We start from the raw sequence: 22,633 nt of genomic DNA on the forward strand, positions 1-22,633 counted from the left end.
TAAAACTTCTAAACTATTAACCATTCTACACTTCTAAACTAAAAAATAAAAATTGTAAGTTTGCATTGTTGCAAAAAATACTATGAACATTAATATAACCGATAAAAAATACAAAAAACTTTCCATTCAGGTTTCACTGACAGGACTTTCTTTTTGTTGTTTTGATACACTTCATAACAAGATTACATCGATAAACGAAATTCATTTTGACACTTTCCATAAGTCAACCAAGATTGAAGAATTGTTTTCGGATGCTTTTCGTAATTATCCCGAACTGAATGAGAGTTATGATGAAATTTTGGTGATTCATAATAACAATCTTTCGACCTTTGTTCCCACTGCCCTATTTGACGAAAACTTTTTAGGCAGTTATTTGCAATACAATACCAAAGTTTTTGAAACCGATTTTTTCGCATTTGATGAAATCACTAATTATCAAATGAATGCGGTTTATATTCCTTACGTAAATATCAATAATTTTTTCATAGATCAATTTGGCTCTTTTGATTACAAGCATGCTAATACTATTTTGGTTTCTAAGCTTTTGGATGCATCCAAAAACAACGATACCAAAAAAATGATTGTACATTTCAATCCAGGTCATTTTGAAATTATCGTGATTCAGAATCAAAAACTGCTTTTATTTAATTCATTCGAATACAAAACACCCGAGGATTTTATTTATTATTTGCTTTTTACCGCCGAACAATTGAATATGAACCCTGAAAGTTTTCATTTAGAATTATTAGGAGCTATATCAGAAGAAGATGATTTTTATAAAATTGCGTTCAAATACATTCGAAATGTATCTTTTCTTGATGTAACTGATTTACAAAAAAGCAATACTTTTTCAAAAGCACAAAACCAACAACAATTTATACTTTTTAACTCATGAGAATCATATCCGGAAAATATAAGGGAAGACGCATTTTTCCACCAAAAGGACTCCCCGTTCGCCCCACCACCGATATGAGTAAAGAGGCTTTGTTCAATGTTTTAAATAATAATTTTGACTTTGAGGGGTTAAAAGTGTTGGATTTATTTGCCGGTACCGGTAATATCAGTTACGAGTTTGCTTCCCGAGGAAGTTCTCCAATCACATCTGTTGATGCCGATTTTGGTTGTGTAAAATTCATTAAGCAAGTAGCGGCCGAATATGATTTTGATATTGCAGCCATAAAAAGCGATGTTTTCGCCTTTTTAGGAAAAAATAAAGCAACATACGATATTATTTTTGCAGATCCTCCTTATGGTTTGGATCAAAAAACATTCGAAAGAATTGTTTTATTGGTATTCGAAAAGGAATTTCTCAATGAGGCAGGCATGATGATTATTGAGCATTCCAAATACACAAAACTCGATCACATGGTTAATTTTTCTTTTCAGAAAAGCTATGGTGGTTCTATTTTTAGTTTCTTCGAATTGGATTCAACCGAAGAAGAAGAAATTGACGATGAATCGAACAGAAAAGGTACAGAAGAAGACGAAGGTTAATTTACATGAAAAATTATAAAAGGAAAAGCCCTTATTTCATGGGCTTTTCTCTTTATATGACATAATTTTTTATTTATTTTTACCTAACACCCAACCAATCGTAAATCTAAAATAAGGATAAAAACCATCATCATCCGATTTAGCTATTGAATATCCAACACCTACCTGAAAACCAAGATTAAAACCTGCTTTATAAGTTCTTTGAAATCCGTAAAGAGCATTTAAATTTGTTGAATTTACAAAATTTTGTTGTTGGTGTGTTATTGGTTCAAAATAGTGTGTAACATTAAAACCAAAATAATTCGCAGAGTTTCTGGATATATTTTTTCCTTTACGTATTCTTCTTTCAAAATTATAGTAATGCCTAAACTCTTCTGAAATAAATGGAGATACTATCCATGTAGATCCGAAATAATCTGAATATTCATAGCTAGCAGCCAAACCTGCTCCCGACATTAATGTATTCGTTGGTGACAAACCATATTCATAGGTAAAACCGGGAGCCAGAAAATCAATTTTGAATAGATTTTTCTCAACAGAAGGATTTTCTTGAGCAATAGCGTTAGTTAAAAAGTTGAAGAATAAAAAAAGAATAAACTGAGGCAGTAACTTCATAAAACTTGTGTTAATAATTAATTCATACCCAAATGTAATACAATTATTATATTTTAAAAGTTTTTGGAGTTATTTAGTGATTTTTTTTAAAAGCATACTATGCAATCAGAATCTTTATCTAAATTCTCAAATATTTCAAAGACGATTCCAGAATAAGCATTGAAAGTGTTCGAAATATTGGGTTGGAATTTAAAATAAAAAATGCAGACCTATAAGCCGGATTCTGTTCTTGTTATTGCTAACAATACCTTATCATTTATCTAGATCTTGAATTACTCCAAGACTCAAGCTATCTACCCTTCAGCAACGGACGAGAAGCCCTTAAATGCTGATATACTTGATATTTCACCGCATAGAGTTTACCTGGTTTCACTACAGCATTACCTGTACATACTTTCTGTTGCACTTGTCCTAATCTCGTCCGTAAAGACAAAACCGACGGGTGTTACCCGCTATGCTTCTCTATGGTGTCCGGACTTTCCTCCCTCCCGCCCATAAAGACGAGACGACGATAAGGCGGTCTGCGGTGCAAATCTACAACATTAATCAAGCTTTATCAAGAATACCGCTTTTACTTTAACAAGTCCTTTGCAACGTCTTATAAATAAATTGGTTATCTTTATTAGATTGTAAGTTTCTGAGCTTCTAAGTTTCAAAGCTTTTAAACTTATGAATGTTTTTCTTGGAGACTTAGTAACTTAGAAACTAATAAAAATGAAACCAACGTATCATTATACTACAGTTTTGGAAGCCTTGAATGATTTGAAAGAAAAAGGGTTTCACCATGATTTTAATCTTCATTATGAATCCATTAAGGAAAATCCAGATGATTATTCAGTTGAGCACGTATATCGTTACGAAGGTGATTCGGATCCTGACGAAGAATCTGTTGTTTATGGTATAATTTCAAGCTCTGGCAAAAAAGGTGTTTTTGTTGCCGGCTTTTCTGCAAATTCGGATTATGAAGCTTCACAGATTTTGGAAAAATTAATCATTGAAAGCAGCAAGTAATAATTATTTCGCTTCAATGCCCCTGTCAGATATAATAATGCAACGGATTCAGCAAGAAGGCCCAATATCGTTTCGGGATTTTATGGAGATGGCTTTGTATTATCCTGGATTGGGATATTACAGTTCTTTTCCTGATAAAATTGGGGCTGACGGCGATTTTTATACAAGTGCCAATCTTTCGGATGCTTTTGGTGTCATGATAGCCCGTCAAATTGAAGAAATGTGGCAAAAATCGGAAAGAAAACCTTTCAAGATTGTTGAATATGGTGCTGGTACAGGTTTGCTTTGCCAGGATATCCTCGATTATCTCAAAAACAACTCCCCTACTTTTTACGATATTTTGTCTTATTGCATTATTGAAAAAAGTTCGGGTATGCGCAAAAGGGAAAAAAAGCTTTTAAACGAAAAAGTAAGTTGGTATAATTCCATTCAGGAAATTGAGGAAATCAATGGCTGTATTTTATCCAATGAATTGATTGATAATTTTTCAGTGCATCGTGTTGTTATGGAAGATCAGTTGATGGAGGTTTTTGTGGATTTTGCGGGTGGTTTTATCGAAGTTTTAAAACCCGCAAATAAAGAACTTGTTGATTATTTTGCTTCTTTGGATATTGAATTACCAAGAGGTTTCCGCACAGAAGTAAATCTTCAAGCCCATTCCTGGATTCAAGAAATTGCCAAATCGCTGAATAGCGGTTATGTTATTACCATCGATTATGGAGCTATTTCTTCAGAACTTTATGAGAAATACAGGAGCTCTGGTACGCTTTTATGTTATTACAAACATCATAAAAATGATAATCCATACCAATTCATAGGCGAACAGGATATTACGTCCCACGTCAATTTTTCAGCTTTAATAAATTGGGGGAACAAAAGCGGACTCAATTATTGCGGAATGACAAATCAAGCTTCGTTTCTACTGTCTCTTGGAATTAAAGAATATCAGGAAAAAAGATTATTGAACACCAATGCCAATGTTTCAAAAGCCATTGAAGAAGCAAATATAAACTATAGACTTCTAATGGATATGGGACTCAAATTTAAAGTTTTAATTCAAGAAAAGAATGTTCCCAAATTTCCACTTATGGGCTTAAGGAATTTGACCTATGAGTTTTCGTCTAAAGCAGTGTGACCGTCTCCTCCGATGCTGTAGTAATCATTTTCCTCATCATCGTTTCCTAAGTTTTCAAAATCATCATCAATTTCTGATCCTGGTATATCCAAGTCGTCACCAGACATATCTTCGTCAAACTCCTTCTGGTTCAACTCACTTATATTATTGATTTCAACCGGAGCTTTCTTTTTCGAAATATCTTCAGGATCAATTTCACTTTCCTTGTGGAATTTTCTGTAAATATCTTCTTCCGGCGGATACAAAAGGGAATCAGGCAATTTGTTTTTGTCTTCATTATTTCGACTTATGCCATTCGTTCTTAATTGTTTTTCTATCTCTTTCATTTTACCTACATTTTATTGGTTTTCAATACACTAATTTACAAATTTTAACTAAATCATTCTTTGTTTTTGTCTAAAAATAAAGAATGCTTCTCTTAATTTTTAAATAGAAATAGCTAACTTTAATGTGCTTTTTGTGTTAAACAAAATTTCTATGGAAAAAGCCAATTTCATTAAGATTGAAGCTATCCAAATAGCAGAAGACTTTAATATCAAAAAATTAAGGGCTGATTTTGGCGTTGAGCCCCACTCCAGTTCTCCTTCTGAAATTTTTTATAATTTGAATAGAAAGCGATACCTCTATGTTTTTGATTACGGTGTAGTTGTATTTGCTAATTACTCAAAACCCAAAAAGGATGAATTTATTGATTTTATCAAAGATTACGCCTCTACAAATCTTTATTTGGATTTTGTTGAAGAATACCGAATTGAAATTGATGAAAGTATTCCAAAAATGATTATCAAAAACGACTTTGTTTCAGTTCCTTCCATCGATGCCGCAGTTCTCAAAACTGTTATGCTCAACATCGCGCAATCAGTGGCTTTGGATTATTATGAAGCACTTACGGACGAACTAATTACTTCTTCAAGGATTTATATTCAGGAATTGGAACAGCGAGGAAAACTGAGTATTTCAAAAATTAATCTGCTAAAATACATCGGAAAAGTACTGAACGTTAAAAACAGTATTGTCGACAATCTTTATATTTTGGATGATCCTAATTTGGTTTGGGACAATGAAGAACTCAATCTTTTAAACCGCCATTTAAAAGCCAATTTTGATATTAATCCACGCTTTAGAGATCTTGATTACCGATTGGATATCGTCGAAGACAACTTAAAGCTTTTCACTGATGTTCTTAATGTTCGGGAGAGTTCCCGCTTGGAATGGATTGTTATCGTATTGATTTTTATAGAGATAATTATAGCTTTGCTTTTTCATTAAAAAATAGCAATGGAATGTTTTAGAAAAAATTAAAGAGCCAAAACGGGGTGTTATGGCTCTTTATTGTTTAAATGAAATTATAATTTGTTGATATAACTTCCAAAAATATCCCTGAATTGATATCCTTCTGAGATACGATCTTTGCTGAGTTTTTTATATTCAACCAATCCCCACAAAATGAATTCTTTCATAAAATTACGATCCCGATTATCTAATTGAGGTTGGTATTTTTCTATTAATTTCTCCAAAGGCGCAATATCGTCCAAAATTGTGTTGTATTCCTCATCGGTACAGTCGTCCAATAATTCAAAACCACTTTCGGTGAAAAACCAATCCAAAATATCCGCATAAGGTGTTTTTTCGCCTTGTTTCTCCAATCGTTCTATTTTTGGAAAATAAGCCGGGAAAAATGTATGAATGGCATCACTTATCAATCGTTGCGCAACAACTGCGGCTCCCTCCTGCTCGCCTTCGTAAACCAATTCGACTTTACCGGTTATAGATGGAATTATTCCCATAAAATCAGACAGGCGTAAAGTTGTTTTGTCAATTCCTGATTTTAACGCACGTCTTTCTGCGGTACTTAGTAAATTTTCATAAGCAGTAATGCTCAATCGGGCACTCACACCGCTTTTGTTGTCAATAAATTCGCTTTCTCTTGCTTCAAAACTGATTTGCTCCAATAAATCCTTCGCCAAAGAAGGAATGTAAACCAAGTCGCTTTGGGCGGTATCAAGCTTTGCTTCCTGCGCCGTAATTGTTCTGGCGATATGAATATTTTGAGGATAATGAGTCAGTATTTGCGACCCAATTCTGTCCTTCAAAGGCGTTACTATACTTCCCCGATTGGTGTAATCTTCCGGATTGGCGGTAAAAACAAACTGCATATCAAGCGGCATTCGTAATTTAAAACCGCGAATTTGTATGTCGCCTTCCTGTAAAATATTAAACAAAGCAACTTGAATTCGGGCTTGTAAATCGGGTAATTCGTTAATCACAAAAATACAGCGGTTAGCACGCGGAATCATTCCAAAGTGAATCACGCGGTCATCTGCATAAGATAATTTTAAATTTGCGGCTTTGATAGGATCGACATCTCCTATTAAATCGGCAACGGTTACATCGGGAGTGGCAAGTTTTTCGAAAAAGCGTTCGTTTCGGTGTAACCATGATATTGGCGTTTCGTCCCCTTTCTCTGCAATTAAATCTTTCGCAAAGCGTGACAAAGGATGAAAAGGGTCGTCATTGATTTCGGAACCAGTCACATACGGAATGTATTCGTCCAACAATTCGATCATTTTTCTGGCCAATCTAGTTTTAGCTTGTCCTCGCAGTCCCAACAAATTGATGTTGTGGCGCGACAGTATCGCTCTTTCCAACTCAGGGATTACGGTATTCTCAAAACCGTGAACCCCTTCAAAAGTGGATTGGCCCGATCTTATTTTTGCAATTAGATTTTGGCGCAATTCATCTTTGATACTCTTGCTTACGTATCCTGATTTCTTTAATTCTCCGAAAGTCTTTATATCTTCAATTTTCATATTTTGTTTTTTTGTCTTTGTAGTTGAATTCAAATGGAAATTATTTTATCCTTTTTTTTCTATTGGTTTCATAATCTTCAAAAATCATTTCGCCCAAACCTTTTAATCCAGTGTAGAAAGCCTTGCCTTGATTGGCTTCAGTAAACTTATTTACAAATTTTTGCAAATAAGGATCATTGGCAATCATAAAAGTGGTTATCGGAATATGGAGTTTTCGGGCTTGTTGCGCTTGAGTGTAGCATTTTTCAACAATATAATGATCGAGACCGTTGCTGTTCATATAATAAGTTCCGTCATTTTCTCTTACACAGCTTGGCTTACCGTCGGTAATCATGAAAATTTGTTTGTTCGTATTTTTCTTTCTGCGTAATAAATCCATTGCCAATTGCAATCCTGCAACGGTGTTGGTATGATATGGTCCAACCTTTAAATATGGTAAATCCCGAATGGAAATCCGCCAGGCATCATCGCCAAAAACCAAGATATCAAGAGTGTCTTTTGGATAGCGGGTGGTGATTAATTCGGCCAATGCCATTGCAACTTTCTTGGCGGGCGTGATGCGGTCTTCCCCATACAAAATCATGCTATGACTGATATCAATCATCAAAACGGTACTCATTTGGGATTTGTTTCGGGTTTCCTCGACGACCAAATCATTTTCGGTCAGCTTAAAATCGCTCACGCCATTATTGATTTGAGCATTTCGCAAACTTTCTGTCAATGAAATACGTTCCAATCCATCACCGAAACGAAACTCGCGGAATTCTCCGGTATGCTCATCGCCGTTTCCTACATGTTTGGTTTTGTGGTTACCGCTCCCCGATTTTTTAAGGTTCCCAAAAATATTATCTAAGGCTTGTTGACGAATGGCACGTTCGGTTTTGGCAGTAATTCCTAAACCGGGAGTGCCGTCGTCCTTTAGTTCTTCGCGGATGTATCCTTTTTTCTTTAAATCCTCAATAAAATCATCGATTGTATAGGATTCATCGGTTAGTTTGTATTCTTTATCTAATTCGCGTAACCAACTGATTGCTTCATCAAAATCTCCCGAAGTGTGAGTAATCAGCTCCTTGAAAATTTCAAAAAGCTTATCAAATGGAGATTGAAACGGAGCTTCGTAGCTTTTAAAATAGAATCCTTTTTTTATCATGTTGTCCATAAATATAAATTTAGATTATTTTTTAATGAACTCACTACAATCAATTTATAATTTTACGTTAAAAGCCTTTTGATGAAAACTGTATGATTTTAAATGTTTTTTCAAAAAAAAATCACAGCCCGAACTGTGATTATGTTTTTTGCTTCCAAAAGTGAATGATAATTTTCTGTTTTAAGTGAAACTTTTAATAAGCTAATCTACTTTCTTAAAAATCAATTTATTTTCATCAGTATTAGATAAGATTAATTTTAAATTCTCCACTTTATAATTGGTTATAGTTTGCAGTGCTTTTAGAAATTCAGTTTCTTTATTATTGTTAACACAAGCCATACGGGTTGTAACAATGTTAGAAAATCGAAGCAATTCTTTTTCAAAGAAAATAGTTCCGTTCATTTTGTTGCATCCCGCAAAACCCATAAATTTATTGGTTGAAGAATTTATTTCAAGGTTAGGTATTTCTTTTCCAAAATCCGCCAAACTTACTTTTTTACCATTTAATTCTTCCAAAACCCAAATATCGTGCAGGCGTGAATCAGTGATGTAGTTTCCGCAACCGTTAAAAAAAGTTGATTTGCTATCTTTTAGCATTTCAATACGCACGGAATAAGCTGATTTCAGACCGGACATTGTATTAGTACATTCCTGTTGCATAATCTGAATAATCATTGTCACAGTGTCTGTCGCAACCCGATACATTTTTACATTGGCGTCCATAGCACGCACAGGTTCAACGTGATTTCCTGTGAGTTTTTCAAAGCCAGGAAGCAAAGAATTGAATTCAATGGTTTTATCAGCAATTTTCAAACTCCATTCGGGATCATTGCCATTGCCTCTAAAATAAATGCCTTTTTCTAAATTCTCCTTTTGCTGTTGATAACCAAAATAAGGGATTTTTACAACTTCATTTGAGGTTGATACAGTACTTTTACAACTGATAATTAATAGGGTAATTGCGAATAATTGAATGCATTTTTTCATGAATTTCAATCTTTAATCTCTTTAGGTTTAATTCCTCGAAACTCTGCTTCGGTTTTTTTTGCCACAGATTCACAGATTAAAAAGGATTTTTAAAAATCTATAAATCTGAGGTTACTATTTAGTTAATACCTCTGGGGCTCTGCCCCGAGGTAGTTTATTGGTTTCAGATTTGGGTTTAAAACCCTGCAATTTATTGCAGTACTTTAGTAATGCGAAAAAATATAATCCTCCGCTTTTAATATTGTTAAGCGAGTTTTCAAAATGGAGAGACTTTCAGTCTCTCGTAAAACAAACCTCTGCACTTTCAGTGCAGAGTGGTTTAGTTTAAATCGAAAATTACTCAAATTTTCCGTCCACATAAAACCAGTTGCCATTTTCCTGTTTAAAAGTCGAAAACTCATAATGCACTTGGTTTGCATTATTTCCATCAACAAAATAAGCTTTAAACTCGACTGTGTCTTCTGTAAACGAAATGATTTCCAATTTTTGCCATTTATTGGCTGTCGCCCAATGCAAAACATCTTCTTTCGAATAATATTCTCTTTCGCTAATATGCGTTGTTGCCAATAAATAATCAACTTGGTGCGTGGCATAGGCAGAATATCGTGATTTCATCAAAGCCAAGGCTGTTGGTGCTTTTTCAGCTCCGCTAATGTAACGGTTACAGCAAGATTCGAAAGATTCCGAAGAACCACAATAACATTTTTGAGAAGTCATAAAATCAAACCTAAATTAATTTTGTCCGTTTAGCTGAACAATTCTTTGCTGCAATTGATTCAACAAAACTTGATATTTGCTGATTTCGATTAGTTCCTCATCTTCTTCGGCATGATCCAGTAGCTCGTCCAGTTCTTTGCTAATGTCAACCAATTTATTATTGGCTTCTTTGGCATTTTTATTGGCAATCAAATCAATGATTTCCTGAACTCCGTTTTTTAATTCGCTGAATTTATTTTTATCCATATTGTATTAATTTACAGTGTCATCCGAAGATTTACCTTCGTTGAACTTTTTAGTTATTTGTTTCAATTTTTCCTTTCGGGCTATTTCGGCCTGTTTTGCTTTTGCTTGCGCTTTATGCAGTTTGTCGTTATGTTTTTTGATATTTTTTTCGTTGTTTCGGCTCATTATATCAGTACTTTTTTAGGTTTTATGCTAATACGATTCATTTTTCAAACGGAATTAGACTAAAATAACAGCAAAGTTCGTTTATATTATCATAATCTTAATCATTTTTATTTTTGCAAAAGCGAAATTTAAAGGCTCTTAGATCATAATAAAATTTATTTTTTTCGGCAGAAATACTAACTTTGCTTCGTAAAAATCGGATTTTTATTACTTTTATTTTCAATCTTTCTTAACGGTGCGTAATGAAAATCAAAAATAACAAATACATTGATTGGTTTCTGACTAAACCGAAGACTACAGGATTTATAATTTTTTTAATCCTAAGTGTTGGTGTTGCATTTACAATTTTTCAACGTATACAAATTATTAGAGAAAATGAGCATCGTGCTATGCGTTCAACTCTTGAAAATTTGCATCAAAATATTGATCAGTCTCTTAAGAACTGTTATACAACTACTCTCACACTTGCCTTGACAATAAATGACAATGGCACACCAGAGAATTTTGATTCCATAAGTGCTCAGCTTATCGCATCGAATAATAGTATTAGTGCTGTTCAACTTGTTCCAAACGGAATTATAAAATATGTTTACCCTCTGAAGGGAAATGAATCGGCCTTAAATCTCAATCTTTTTAATACTCCAAGTGTTAAATATGAGGCATTAAAATCTATAGCAAATAAGAAGATGTATTTTGCTGGTCCATTAGTTTTAAAGCAAGGCGGGATTGGAATTGTTGGTAGATTGCCAGTTTATAAAAAAAATAAATTTTGGGGTTTCTCTGCTGTTGTGATTAAATTTCAAGATTTATTAAGGAAATCTGGAATTAAATCGATTGATACCAGTAAATATTATTTTCAATTTTCAAAAAGAAATCCTAATACCCAAAAAGAAGATTTTTTTCTCCCAATTCAGAAAGATGTTTATGAAAATGAACAAATTTCTACAACAATTCCAGATGGAAATTGGAAATTATATTTATTTGCAAAGAAGCAAATTTATTCCTACTCAGATCTTTTTATACCTTCAATATTGGGATTTATTTTAGCATTTTTATTGGGTGTTTTTGTAACTAACTTATTGGATAGACCCCAACAATTGCAACAATTGATAGATATTCAAGAAAAAATGATTTTAGACAATGAAATAAAATTTAAAACAATTTTTGACAGAGCTCCTGTAGGTATTGCCCTTGTAGATGCAAACACAGGCAGTTTTTTAGAAATCAATAGTAAATTTTGCGAACTGATTGGGTATTCTGAGGAAGAAATGAAAACTAAAGATTACCAATCAATTACACATCCAAAGGACTTACTGTCAAACGAATTGGTCGCCACTGAACTTCAAGAGGGCAAAATTTCAGAGTACAAATTAAAAAAAAGGTATATAACTAAATTTGGAAAAATTATTTGGACTAATTTAATTGTTACTTCCCTTACTAAAGCAAATAAAAAATTAAATACAAACATTTCAATTGTTGAAGATATTACTTTGCAGCATCAAATTTTAGAGGATCTTAAGAAGAATGAGAAACAATTTAAGAGTTTATTTAAAAGTTCTCCAATCCCATTATGGGAGGTCGATTTATCTTTAGTTAAAAATTATCTCAAAGATTTAAACCTTATTAATAAAAGCTCTATAAAAGTAACTTCCTATTTTGAGCAAAATCCGGAAGTAGTAAGAAAATGTTTTTCACTAGTTAAAATTACGGCAGTGAATTATAAATGTCTGCAACTTTTAAATATAACAACGAAAAATGAATTAATTGCGAATTTGGAACAAGTACTCCATACAGATACATTAAATGACTTTATTAAGCAGTTAATTGCCATCATCGAAAACGATAATCAATTAGCTTATGATACTAAAATTATAAATAGTAACGGGGAGGCGATTGATATTCATTTTACATGGAATGTTATAAAAGGACATGAAAAAACATTCGAACGTGTAATTATTTCAACCGAAGATATTACATCTCGAAAAAGACATGAAAAGTTAATTATTGACTCTAGAAAGAAAGTTGAGTCCTTAATAAATACTATAGATGGAATTGTTTGGGAGTGTGATATAGAGACTTTTATGTTTACTTTTGTAAGTAAAAAAGTAGAACAAATTTTGGGATATACCTCCGAAGAATGGATTAATGAACCTGACTTTTGGAAAAATCATATTCATCCAGAAGACAGAGATTGGGCTCTTGAGTATTGCTCTTTAAAAACAAAAGAACTTTTAAATCATGATTTTGAATATCGAATGATTTGTAAAAATGGTGCTGTCATTTGGTTAAGAGACATGGTGAATATTAATTTTAGAAATGGAAAAGCAGTTAGCCTAGAAGGAATAATGATTGATATCACAAAATCAAAAAATATTGAAAACGAATTGAGTAACTCATTTAATTTGGTATCCAAGCAAAATGAAAGATTGTTGAATTTTTCCTATATCATTTCACATAATTTAAGATCACATACAAGTAATATAGCTTCGATAATATCATTAATTAAAGCTTCTGAAAACGAGCAAGAAAAACGCCAACTAATGGAATTGTTGATTTCGGTTTCAGATCTATTAAATGAAACAATGGTTCACCTAAATGAAGTAATTAACATAAGAACCAATATTGGTTTAGCGACTGAGCAATTAAATTTAAAAGCTTTTGCTGATAATGCAACAAAAATATTTTCCAAACAACTACTATCAGAAGAGGTAGTAATTAGAAATTTAATTCCGCAAAAAACAACTATAATTTACAATCCAGCCTATTTAGAAAGTATTCTTTATAATGTAATTTCGAATGCAATAAAATATAGTTATCCTGATCGCAAAACGATTATAACCTTAAAGTGGTTAAAGGAAAAAGATAAAAATATCCTTCAAATTTCAGACAATGGTATCGGTATTGATTTAGCAAAAAACGGAAATAAAATTTTTGGGTTGTACAAAACCTTTACTAATGCCCCCAATTCAAAAGGAGTTGGATTGTTTATTACAAAAAATCAGATAGAAGCAATGGGAGGAACTATAACTGTCGAAAGTGAGCCCAATGTAGGAACAACATTTAAAATTGAAATATTATGAGCTTAAAAACAATATGGGTGATAGATGATGACCCAATTTATCAAATTATCGTTAACAAAATAATTAGTAAATCAGAACTGTTTTTGAGCTTTTCAAGTTTTGAAAACGGTAAGATAGCGATAGATACACTAAAAAAAATGTTAGATAAAAATGAAGTTTTGCCTAATATTATACTTTTAGATATTAATATGCCTATTATGGATGGATGGGAATTTATGGATGAAATGGTGCTATTAAAATCTAAAATCAATAATCCAATACAAATATATATTGTTAGTTCATCTATTGCATTAGAAGATAAAAATAAAGCTAAAGAATACCCTGAGATTATTGCTTATTTATCAAAGCCCATTACTACAAATGATTTAATATTAATAGCGGCAAGCAATTAAATGAGTTCCTTTTTTATTTCTTCCAAAGTTTTCTCTGTAAAAATTAATTCCTCAATAATTTCTTTTCTCAAAACATCGATATCATCATAATCAAAATATTTTGCCCACGAAGTCAGTTCAAATAAATTCCGAATCTGCTTAATTCTTTTTGCGGTTGCAAAACTTGTCCTCAATATCGCTTTAGAATCATAATTCGGATTGTTTCGGTGCTGATAATTGACTGTTTTCTTAACATAATCGGCTTCCAAATAATACAATTCCTCTTTCTCATTATCAGGATAAAACTCATTCCAGCGTGCAAAACCAATTTTAAATTTCGAACTCGTCTCCGGTTCCATTGGGACTAACCTCCATTTGCTGTTGGCCAAACGCCCCCAATGGTTCGATAATCGATACATGCCTTCTTCGGTATAATAATACTTACTGCCGGATTGGCTATCATATTGCACCGGCATTCCGGCAATCCGATCGTGCATTACCTCGTGAAAAACGCAAAATGTATTTTTGAACGACCTTGGGCTAGGGCGAAATATTTTTTCCATAAAACAAAGGTAGCCACAAACTGCGGTAAGTACCAAATCAATTCAAAATCTAAAATAATTATGGGGTGCCACCGTCCCGATAAAAGGGCTATTCTCTTTGTACTTACACGCCCTTTTATCGGGACGCTGTCGGGCTATCCGCGCTACTTTGGTAGCTTGCTTCTATCCCTCACCCGCTCGTAATCAATTTTTATGTTAAAAATCGAATTTTCCATTCCCGAAAAGCATTTCAATTTCCGTCAAAACACCAATTTCTGCTTATATTAATTAACTTTGCAGCAAAAATCATTTTAAAACAAAGAAAATGGCCAAATCATCAGAAGAAAAAATGCCGCAAAAAGGCGTTTTTACAGGAATAATGGAACAGGACGAAAATAAGAATTACTTTTGCGGTGAATATCTTTTGGATTTCAAAATGGCCCAAAAATATAATCTTGGCGATTGGATTACGATAAAAAGTGTCATCGAAAACCCAAGCGACATCAGTTACAAGAAATATCCCAAAAAATCCAGAAACTTTGACAAAGCTAATAAAAAGCCTGAATAATAGGTTTTTAGGTTTTAGAAATCACTGAAAAAATCAAAAAGTACTTTTTTTGATTTTTTTTTTGCCCCAAACTAAAAACTTAAAAAAAAGTGTACCTTTGCAAAAAATTTCAAAAAAGAGCCAGAATTAATTTGGTTTGAATTTAAAAGACAAGCAGTTACCTTATTTATGAAAAAAATAGTTGAATACCGCAAGCTACTTAACGTTGATAAAACAGTAGAACTTAAAGATTTAAAAACCATCTATCGTAATGCGATGAAAGATGCGCATCCCGATAAATTTCAAGGTGATGAAGCCGGTTTGAAAGAAGCTGAAGAAAACAGTAAAAAAATAATTGAAGCTTATCACTTCTTAGTGAGTATCAATCCAGCGACAATTAAGCAACTTTTACCTGAATATACTGAAACGATTAGTACATCAACAATCACAGACTATAAATTTGTAGAGGGAAGATTGATTGTTAATTTCGCAAATGGAAGTATTTATGAATATATTAGTGTTCCTAAAGCGACTTATGTGAAAATGGTAAACGCTGATTCTCCGGGAAGATTTGCAAAAAGACACATCTTTAATGCTTATCCTTGGAGAAAAACCACAACCCAAGAATAATTTTTTTAATAATTATATAGAAAAGCGCTCTTTTAAAGGGCGTTTTTTTTTGAAATTATATAATATTTAGGTCATATTCATAAATATCAAAATTACAGTCGATTAGTATTTCTTTAACAAGTTTTTTATTAAATTTGTTGACCCTAATTAACTAAAACCTGACCAAAAAAAATGAATGACCGTATTAACAGGTACAAAAGGCAGTATAAAAATGCCCTTAGAACCTACGAAAAATTGCAAATTACAAAAGACGAAATTAATTTTAAACTTGAATCAAATCCTGTTTGTTCGTATCTGCACAAAGATTTAAGAAAAGTCAATTTAGACATTACAATAACCCTGAATGAGATAGAACATATCGAATCATATCTCTTTGATTCAGCTCCTAAAAGTAACTAATTAAAAGTGTATTGGATTTATAGCCTCTTTATTACTTTTATAAAGTGTAAATAATTCAATTTTTTCAAATTATAAACACAGAACAATTTGGTCTGTAATAACTTATGTTGCCTTGAAATTATAACATAAATTTAGGTACTAAAGTTATTGTTAGTTTATAAATTTAAATACTTTTGTAACCTTAAAAACAATTAACTAATAAAAATGAAAAAAATTATTTTATTTCTTACTGCTACAGCATTACTTACTTCTTGTAGCAAAGACAAATACACTATTACCGGTGAAGCCCCAGGATTTGCAAACGGTAAAACTGTAATCATGCAAACTACGCAAGAGAACGGTATGGGATTAATTGCTGTTGATACGGTAAAAATAGAAAATGGTAAATTTGAAATTAAAGGAAAAGCTGTAGAGCCTTCTTTCCATATGTTGCAAATTGAAGGAGCCCAAGGTTCAATCCCATTTATCTTAGAAAATGGTGATATTAAAATCGTTGTAAACAAAGACACAATTCAAAAATCTAAAATTTCAGGTACTTACAATAATGACGAGTATGTGAAATTCAACGAAGAAATTATTAAAATCCAAAAACCTTTGATGGATTTTCAAACAGCTAACATGCAAAAAATGCAAACAGCTCAACAAACTAAAGATACTGCAACAATCAACAGTTTGATGAAAGAGTATACTAAAATCCAATCTGAAATTGGAAATAGTTCAAAAACTAAATATGTTGATTACGCTAATACACATCCAAAAGCTTTAATCAGTGCATTAATTATCCAATCAATGACTAATGATCCATCGGTAGATTCTAAAAAAATCGAAACTATGTACAATGGACTTGATGAATCATTGAAAAACTCTAAACCAGGGAAAGCAATTAAATTGAAAATTGCTCAATTGAAAATCCCTAGTGTTGGTGCTTCTGCTCCTGGAGCTGCTGCCCCAGCAACTAAATGAAGGACAGATTTCTCTGCTCCTAACCCGGAAGGGAAGAAAGTTTCTCTTAAGGAAAGTTTAGGAAAAGTTACTATTGTTGATTTTTGGGCTTCTTGGTGTGGTCCTTGTCGACATGAAAATCCTAATGTTGTAGCAATTTATAATGAATTACATTCTAAAGGGCTTAATATAATTGGTGTTTCTCTAGATGAAGATCCTGTGAAATGGAAAGAAGCTATTGCAAAAGATAAACTAACCTGGACTCAGGTTTCTAATCTAAAAGGTTGGGAAGATCCAATTGCAAAGCAATACAAAGTTGAAGCAATTCCAGCTACTTTTGTTCTTGATCAATCAGGAAATGTGGTTGCACAAGGTTTAAGAGGCGAAGAATTGAAAGCAAAAATCATAGAATTACTAAAGAAATAACCATTTTTAGTCTTTCAGAATAAAAAATCTCCCTTGTGGAGATTTTTTATTTTATTCAATTCCAACGTATTAAAAATAATATTAAAATAAAGTGCAAAAAAAGTTTGTATAACTAAAAAGTGTCTCTATATTTGCACCCGGTTAACGCAATGAGCGCTACTAAACACAAGGCTTGGGAAGATACTCAAGCGGCCAACGAGGACGGACTGTAAATCCGTTGGGTAACCTTCGCAGGTTCGAATCCTGCTCTTCCCACAAAACGCTTCAAGATATTTGAAGCGTTTTTTTTATTCAAAAAATTAAATTAAAATCCCATCTCATTTTTTAAAACAAGATGGGATTTTAATTTTATATAAGTGATGAATTTTAGTCCAATTTAAAACTCACACTTACATTGGCAGTAATTTCGATTTCTCCAACAGCCATAGTTTCTTTTGGAGCTGCATCCATTGATTCAGCTCTCATCGATTTCATAGCAAATACAGGCTGAGGATAGTATGTTTGTGAATTATCGTTAATTGTTATCGCTGAGCCTATTTTTTGCCCTAAAACAGATACATAGTCCTCAGCTTTCGTTTTTGCCTCCTTCATAGCTAATTTTCGTGCTTCTGCTTGATGTTGTGCCAGCTTTGATGATTGGAAAGTAACATTGTCAATTCTGTTGATTCCTTTATCGACTAATTCTTCCATAAGTTCATCATACTTCGATAAATCACGTAAAAGGATTTCTATTGTTTGTGTGGCATTGTAATTATGTTTCTTTTTCTCATAATCATACTGAGGATTCAGGGAAACTCTTTTAGTTTTATAATCAGCTGGAGCCAAATCCATACTTTTAATTAATTTCAAAACAGCTTCCATTTGTTGGTCATTTTGTTTTTTTACATCTTTAGCATTTGTTCCTTTGGTTTCGACTGTTGCCAGAATAAGGACCTGATCGGGAGTTACTTTTACTTTTCCTTCCCCCATAACACTTATTTGAGGAATAGGTTTGGTTTCCTGGCTATATGCCAAAACTGTAAAAAGGCAGATAAAAGACAAAATTGTTTTTTTCATGATATTGATGATTATTGATTAAAATTTAATTTAAAGCTTTCCTGTTTTTGCCATTGCAAAAAGAAAAATGATAGGTATAGCTAATAAAACGGTCATTAAGGTGTGTTCTTGTATTAATTCAGGGTTTCTTACAAGAGTTATCAAATAACCTCCCATAGCGCCTCCAAAATGAGCCGTATGGCCTATGTTATCATTTTTTGCTTTCATCCCATAAATAGAATACAATAAATACAAAATTCCGAATATGTAAGCAGGTATTGGAATGATAAAATATAGACCTAACATCATATCCGGTTGTAATAAAATTGCCGAATACAAAACTCCGGTTACAGCTCCAGAAGCACCTACAGCTCGATAGCTATAGTCGTTTTTATGAAATGACATGGTTAATAAGCTACCAAAAATCAAACTACCAAAATAAACGAGAATAAATGAAAGATTTCCTAAATAACTAAAAACAACTGGAGCAAAGAAATAAAGCGTTAACATATTAAACAACAAGTGTCCCATATCAGCATGCAGAAATCCTGATGAAATCATTCGAATTTGTTCTCCGGCACGGATACTTCCAACATGGAACTCGTATTTCCTAAAAAATGCATAATCATTAAATCCTTTATAACTTATCAATACATTGGCGACAATAATTCCAATAAAAATGGCATTCATATAAATGTAGGTTTTAAAATTTTAACGTAAATCTAATTAATATTATAATTTCTATTAATAAAGAAATCATAAACTATTTATGAATGCAAATTAAAAAACTATATTTGGAGAAATATATAATAATGAAATACATTGTTTACCTAATTGTTTACCCTATTTTATGGTGTATTTCAATCTTACCTTTTCGCTTACTCTATCTTTTTTCAGATTTTGTTTATATCATCGTTTACCAACTTATTGGTTATCGAAAAAAAACGGTCCGCAATAATTTAGCGTTAACCCTGCCTCATTTATCCAATGAAGAACGATTAGTTGTTGAAAAAAAATTCTATCATCATTTGTGTGATATGTTCCTCGAAATGATAAAAACAATGACTATTTCCAAGAAAGAAATATGCAAAAGATATTCTTTTACAAATTTTGAAGTTTATGCCGAATTAGAAAAGCAGGACAAAAGCGTTGCCATCATGTGCGCCCATTATGCCAGTTACGAATGGGTTGTTTCCATGAATTACTTCACTAAATTTCATGGTTATGGAATTTACAAACAAATAAAAAATCCGTATTTTGATAAATTGGTACATTCCATTCGATCTAAATTTAATGCGACTCTAATCACTACCAAAGAAACGATTCCAACAATCATAAACAATAACAAAAATAAAAAGCTATCGGTTTATGGCTTTGCCGGCGATCAATCGCCAAAAGAGAACAGTGCGCACCATTGGACAAAATTTATGGGAATCGAAGTGCCTGTACACACCGGTGCAGAAATGTTGGCAAAAAAATACAACATGAACGTTGTCTTTCTTAAAACAAAAAAAGTAAAACGCGGATATTATGAGGCTACTTTGGAAGTGCTTTCCGAAAATGCAAAGGAAGTACCTAGTTATGAACTAACCGATTTGTTTTTAAAACGTGTGGAAGAACAAATTTATGAATCCCCTGAATATTACCTGTGGACGCATAAGCGATGGAAACACAGAAGGTAGTTTTCTAAGGCAAATATGTTCAAAAAGAATAGCTCATAAATTGTAAACTACTTATAAAAAATATTATTTATTTATATTTGCATAAATTTCTAATAAATGCAATACCTCATATATTTACTTGCATATCCAATAATTTGGACAATTTCGATGCTTCCTTTTAGATTGTTGTATCTGTTTTCAGATTTTGTTTATATCATTGTCTATCGAATCATTGGTTATCGTAAAAGAACGGTTCGTAAAAACCTTGGCTTGGCATTGCCTCATTTATCTAACAAGGAACTTTTAATCATAGAAAAAAAGTTTTATCGTCACATGTGTGATATGTTTCTTGAAATGATAAAAACAATGAATATTTCTAAGGAAGAAATTTGCAAAAGATTTGTCTTTAAAAATATTGAAATTTATAAGGAACTTGAAAAACAAGGGAAAAGTATTGCAGTTATCTGCTCACATTATGCCAGCTATGAGTGGATTATTTCGATGAATTATTATTCGGATTTTGCTGGATATGGAATTTACAAACAAATAAAAAATCCGTATTTTGACAAATTAGTTCATAAAATACGTTCTCGATTCAATGCCAAATTGATCACTACTAGACAAACAGTACCTACAATTATCAATAATGCCAAAAATAATGTGCTGTCGTTGTACGGTTTTGCAAGTGATCAATCGCCAAAAGCAAAAGGAGCAATGCATTGGGCCAAATTTATGGGGATAGACGTTCCTGTTCATGTAGGAGCCGAAATGTTGTCCAAAAGATACAATATGATTTTGCTTTATCTTAATACGAAAAAGGTAAAACGAGGGTATTATGAAGCTACACTGGAAGTTCTTTCTGAAAACCCAAAAGAAGTTCCTGATTTTCAGCTTACAGACCAATATTTAAAACTTTTGGAAAAACAGATTTATGAAGCTCCAGAATTTTATTTGTGGACACATAAAAGATGGAAATACAGAAGATAAGATTTTAAATTTCAGATTGCTGATTTTAGAATTTGGATTGCTTAATAAAAAAACAAAACACCGTTTCAAAAATTCATTTCGAAACGGTGTTTTTATTTTATTAAAAGTTTAGAATTTGATGTCTTAAAAATTAGATTATTTAAAGAGAAAACCAATGATCTACTAATTTATCTTCAATTGCCTGAGCTTCTTTGTGTAAAAACTCATTGGTATCTTTATCATAATCATAATCCAATACCCAGTCTTTATGATTTTCGGCTAAGGATTTGATACTGTTACAAACATATTCAATTTCATCTGTAGTAGTTGTTGGGTGTATTGACATCCTGATCCAACCCGGTTTTTTAATCAAATCTCCCAAAGTAATTTCGTCTATCAGCTTATTTGAAGTTTCTTGGTCTACGTGCAGTAAAAAATGCCCGTAAGTACCAGCGCAACTGCAACCTCCACGAGTCTGTATTCCGAATTTATCGTTTAATAATTTTACACCCAAATTAAAGTGTAGGTCTTCAATAAAAAATGAAATAACGCCTAATCTGTTACGATGTTGTCCGGCAAGAATTTTGATATTTGGAATATTTTCAAGTGAATCAAAAACATATTCTACGATTTCATGTTCTCGTTTCAAGATATTTTCAACTCCCATTTGTTCCTTTAGTTGAATCGCCAAAGCAGTTTTTATAACCTGAAGAAATCCTGGAGTACCACCATCTTCCCTATCTTCGATATTGTCAATGTATTTATGTTCGCCCCACGGATTTGTCCAAGAAACAGTTCCTCCTCCCGGACAATCAGGAACCATATTGTGGTATAATTTTTTATTGAATACTAAAACTCCCGAAGTTCCAGGTCCTCCCAAGAACTTATGAGGTGAAAAGAAAACAGCATCCAAATACGATTCTGCATCTTCGGGATGCATATCGATTTTAACATAGGGCCCTGAACAAGCAAAATCCACAAAACAAACACCATTATGTTGATGCATTAATTTAGCAGCTTGATGATAAGGTGTTTTAATTCCTGTTACATTAGAACACGAAGTTATGGAAGCAATTTTATATGGTCTGTCTTTATATTTTTCCAATAAAAAAGCCAAATTGTCCAAACTAAAAAGCCCTTCTTCACAGGAAGGGATAACTTCAACATCGGCAATGGTTTCTAGCCAAGAAGTTTGATTGGAATGGTGCTCCATGTGCGAAATAAAAACAATTGGTTTTTTTTCGGCAGGAATATTGAAGTATTTTGTTAGATTTTCTGGAACTTTCAAACCTAAAATACGTTGAAATTTATTAACTACTCCTGTCATTCCTGTTCCATCGGTTATTAAAACATCTTCAGGACTAGCATTTACATGTTTCTTGATGATATTTCGGGCATGATGATAGGATTTCGTCATTGCTGTTCCTGAAACGGTAGTTTCGGTATGGGTATTGGCTACAAAAGGCCCAAATTCATTCATTAGTTTTTCTTCGATAGGACGGTACAAACGGCCACTGGCTGTCCAATCGGTGTAAATGATTTTTTGAAAACCAAAAGGAGATTCGAAACCTTGCTCGATTCCGATAATATTTTCTCTAAACTGTTGAAAATACAATTCTAATTGTGTTGTAACTTTTGTCGAGGCCATTTTCTTTTAATTTGACTCCAAATATATTGTTTTTTAATTAATTTCAAACATTTGGC

The 22,633-nt window shown here is 32.6% G+C and carries 25 protein-coding genes, 1 tRNA gene, 1 other RNA gene and 1 pseudogene; 15 read left to right on the top strand and 13 right to left on the bottom strand.

Annotated elements, in window-relative coordinates; all coding sequences use genetic code 11:
• The first annotated feature begins 82 nt into the window (after window positions 1-82).
• Complete coding sequence (locus OZP12_RS11850) at window positions 83-895, top strand: DUF3822 family protein (RefSeq protein ID WP_281225204.1); 813 nt, start codon at window positions 83-85, stop codon at window positions 893-895.
• Window positions 892-1,494, top strand: coding sequence for an RsmD family RNA methyltransferase (locus OZP12_RS11855; protein WP_281225205.1), 603 nt, complete (start codon window positions 892-894; stop codon window positions 1,492-1,494). Before OZP12_RS11850 ends, OZP12_RS11855 begins: the two co-directional genes overlap by 4 nt.
• A 69-nt stretch (window positions 1,495-1,563) precedes the next feature.
• Here the strand turns inward: OZP12_RS11855 and OZP12_RS11860 are convergent, their stop codons facing one another.
• Entirely contained in the window at window positions 1,564-2,109 is a 546-nt protein-coding gene (locus tag OZP12_RS11860; RefSeq protein WP_281225206.1) for a hypothetical protein, read from the bottom strand.
• A gap of 196 nt (window positions 2,110-2,305) precedes the next feature.
• An RNA gene (gene rnpB, locus OZP12_RS11865) (RNase P RNA component class A) lies at window positions 2,306-2,637 on the bottom strand.
• Between the two features lie 186 nt (window positions 2,638-2,823).
• Here rnpB and OZP12_RS11870 point away from each other — a divergent pair.
• Window positions 2,824-3,120, top strand: a complete 297-nt coding sequence (locus OZP12_RS11870; RefSeq protein ID WP_281225207.1) for a hypothetical protein — start codon at window positions 2,824-2,826, stop codon at window positions 3,118-3,120.
• A 37-nt stretch (window positions 3,121-3,157) separates the two neighbouring features.
• Window positions 3,158-4,255 carry a class I SAM-dependent methyltransferase gene (locus OZP12_RS11875; protein ID WP_281225208.1) on the top strand — a complete coding sequence of 366 codons (1,098 nt, stop codon included), beginning with the start codon at window positions 3,158-3,160 and terminating at the stop codon, window positions 4,253-4,255.
• On the opposite strand, the gene OZP12_RS11880 is transcribed toward OZP12_RS11875, so the two are convergent.
• Window positions 4,228-4,581 carry a hypothetical protein gene (locus OZP12_RS11880; protein WP_281225209.1) on the bottom strand — a complete coding sequence of 118 codons (354 nt, stop codon included), beginning with the start codon at window positions 4,579-4,581 and terminating at the stop codon, window positions 4,228-4,230. The two genes, OZP12_RS11875 and OZP12_RS11880, sit on opposite strands and share 28 nt — an antisense overlap.
• A 151-nt stretch (window positions 4,582-4,732) precedes the next feature.
• Between OZP12_RS11880 and OZP12_RS11885 the strand changes: the two genes are divergently transcribed.
• Entirely contained in the window at window positions 4,733-5,524 is a 792-nt protein-coding gene (locus OZP12_RS11885; RefSeq protein WP_281225210.1) for an RMD1 family protein, read from the top strand.
• Window positions 5,525-5,601: 77 nt separating this feature from the next.
• On the opposite strand, the gene OZP12_RS11890 is transcribed toward OZP12_RS11885, so the two are convergent.
• From OZP12_RS11890 to OZP12_RS11915, 6 genes are all read right to left on the bottom strand, one after another.
• Entirely contained in the window at window positions 5,602-7,065 is a 1,464-nt protein-coding gene (locus OZP12_RS11890) for an AAA family ATPase (RefSeq protein ID WP_281225211.1), read from the bottom strand.
• Window positions 7,066-7,105: 40 nt separating this feature from the next.
• The gene (locus OZP12_RS11895; RefSeq protein ID WP_281225212.1) at window positions 7,106-8,224 is read right to left on the bottom strand and encodes a vWA domain-containing protein; all 1,119 of its coding nucleotides are present in this window, start codon (window positions 8,222-8,224) and stop codon (window positions 7,106-7,108) included.
• Between the two features lie 192 nt (window positions 8,225-8,416).
• Complete coding sequence (locus OZP12_RS11900) at window positions 8,417-9,202, bottom strand: META domain-containing protein (protein ID WP_281225213.1); 786 nt, start codon at window positions 9,200-9,202, stop codon at window positions 8,417-8,419.
• Window positions 9,203-9,538: 336 nt separating this feature from the next.
• Window positions 9,539-9,919, bottom strand: a complete 381-nt coding sequence (locus OZP12_RS11905) for a YchJ family protein (RefSeq protein ID WP_281225214.1) — start codon at window positions 9,917-9,919, stop codon at window positions 9,539-9,541.
• 15 nt (window positions 9,920-9,934) lie between these two features.
• On the bottom strand, window positions 9,935-10,165 hold the full coding sequence (locus OZP12_RS11910) for a hypothetical protein (protein WP_281225216.1): 231 nt from the start codon (window positions 10,163-10,165) through the stop codon (window positions 9,935-9,937).
• 6 nt (window positions 10,166-10,171) lie between these two features.
• Complete coding sequence (locus OZP12_RS11915) at window positions 10,172-10,330, bottom strand: hypothetical protein (RefSeq protein ID WP_281225217.1); 159 nt, start codon at window positions 10,328-10,330, stop codon at window positions 10,172-10,174.
• A gap of 242 nt (window positions 10,331-10,572) precedes the next feature.
• Here OZP12_RS11915 and OZP12_RS11920 point away from each other — a divergent pair, with 242 nt between their 5' ends.
• Window positions 10,573-13,410: a PAS domain S-box protein gene (locus OZP12_RS11920; RefSeq protein WP_281225218.1), complete on the top strand. Its 2,838-nt coding sequence runs from the start codon at window positions 10,573-10,575 to the stop codon at window positions 13,408-13,410.
• On the top strand, window positions 13,407-13,802 hold the full coding sequence (locus OZP12_RS11925; protein ID WP_281225219.1) for a response regulator: 396 nt from the start codon (window positions 13,407-13,409) through the stop codon (window positions 13,800-13,802). Before OZP12_RS11920 ends, OZP12_RS11925 begins: the two co-directional genes overlap by 4 nt.
• On the opposite strand, the gene OZP12_RS11930 is transcribed toward OZP12_RS11925, so the two are convergent.
• Window positions 13,799-14,344 (bottom strand): hypothetical protein, encoded by a 546-nt coding sequence (locus OZP12_RS11930; RefSeq protein ID WP_281225220.1) that lies wholly within the window; start codon window positions 14,342-14,344, stop codon window positions 13,799-13,801. The genes OZP12_RS11925 and OZP12_RS11930 overlap by 4 nt on opposite strands.
• Before the next feature lie 304 nt (window positions 14,345-14,648).
• Between OZP12_RS11930 and OZP12_RS11935 the strand changes: the two genes are divergently transcribed.
• From OZP12_RS11935 to OZP12_RS11960, 6 genes and pseudogenes are all read left to right on the top strand, one after another.
• The gene (locus OZP12_RS11935) at window positions 14,649-14,891 is read left to right on the top strand and encodes a hypothetical protein (RefSeq protein WP_281225221.1); all 243 of its coding nucleotides are present in this window, start codon (window positions 14,649-14,651) and stop codon (window positions 14,889-14,891) included.
• A gap of 168 nt (window positions 14,892-15,059) precedes the next feature.
• Window positions 15,060-15,500: a KTSC domain-containing protein gene (locus OZP12_RS11940; protein ID WP_281225222.1), complete on the top strand. Its 441-nt coding sequence runs from the start codon at window positions 15,060-15,062 to the stop codon at window positions 15,498-15,500.
• Window positions 15,501-15,671: 171 nt separating this feature from the next.
• On the top strand, window positions 15,672-15,899 hold the full coding sequence (locus OZP12_RS11945) for a hypothetical protein (RefSeq protein ID WP_281225223.1): 228 nt from the start codon (window positions 15,672-15,674) through the stop codon (window positions 15,897-15,899).
• 204 nt (window positions 15,900-16,103) lie between these two features.
• A complete protein-coding gene (locus OZP12_RS11950; protein WP_281225224.1) occupies window positions 16,104-16,862 on the top strand; it encodes a DUF4369 domain-containing protein in 759 nt (252 codons plus the stop codon).
• A gap of 18 nt (window positions 16,863-16,880) precedes the next feature.
• A pseudogene (locus tag OZP12_RS11955) lies at window positions 16,881-17,267 on the top strand (TlpA family protein disulfide reductase); the annotation flags it as partial.
• Between the two features lie 174 nt (window positions 17,268-17,441).
• Window positions 17,442-17,522 (top strand) — tRNA-Tyr (locus OZP12_RS11960).
• Between the two features lie 111 nt (window positions 17,523-17,633).
• On the opposite strand, the gene OZP12_RS11965 is transcribed toward OZP12_RS11960, so the two are convergent.
• Both OZP12_RS11965 and OZP12_RS11970 read right to left on the bottom strand, forming a co-directional pair.
• Window positions 17,634-18,323, bottom strand: a complete 690-nt coding sequence (locus OZP12_RS11965; RefSeq protein WP_281225225.1) for an SIMPL domain-containing protein — start codon at window positions 18,321-18,323, stop codon at window positions 17,634-17,636.
• A 30-nt stretch (window positions 18,324-18,353) separates the two neighbouring features.
• Window positions 18,354-18,992 carry a rhomboid family intramembrane serine protease gene (locus OZP12_RS11970; protein ID WP_281225226.1) on the bottom strand — a complete coding sequence of 213 codons (639 nt, stop codon included), beginning with the start codon at window positions 18,990-18,992 and terminating at the stop codon, window positions 18,354-18,356.
• A gap of 122 nt (window positions 18,993-19,114) precedes the next feature.
• Here OZP12_RS11970 and OZP12_RS11975 point away from each other — a divergent pair, with 122 nt between their 5' ends.
• The gene (locus OZP12_RS11975) at window positions 19,115-19,984 is read left to right on the top strand and encodes a lysophospholipid acyltransferase family protein (protein WP_281225227.1); all 870 of its coding nucleotides are present in this window, start codon (window positions 19,115-19,117) and stop codon (window positions 19,982-19,984) included.
• Between the two features lie 96 nt (window positions 19,985-20,080).
• Window positions 20,081-20,950 (top strand): lysophospholipid acyltransferase family protein, encoded by an 870-nt coding sequence (locus OZP12_RS11980; RefSeq protein WP_281225228.1) that lies wholly within the window; start codon window positions 20,081-20,083, stop codon window positions 20,948-20,950.
• 139 nt (window positions 20,951-21,089) lie between these two features.
• Here the strand turns inward: OZP12_RS11980 and OZP12_RS11985 are convergent, their stop codons facing one another.
• Window positions 21,090-22,577 carry an aminotransferase class V-fold PLP-dependent enzyme gene (locus OZP12_RS11985; protein WP_281225230.1) on the bottom strand — a complete coding sequence of 496 codons (1,488 nt, stop codon included), beginning with the start codon at window positions 22,575-22,577 and terminating at the stop codon, window positions 21,090-21,092.
• Window positions 22,578-22,633 lie beyond the last annotated feature (56 nt).

It is taken from the genome of Flavobacterium aquiphilum, from assembly GCF_027111335.1.
GTDB classification, from domain to species: domain Bacteria; phylum Bacteroidota; class Bacteroidia; order Flavobacteriales; family Flavobacteriaceae; genus Flavobacterium; species Flavobacterium aquiphilum.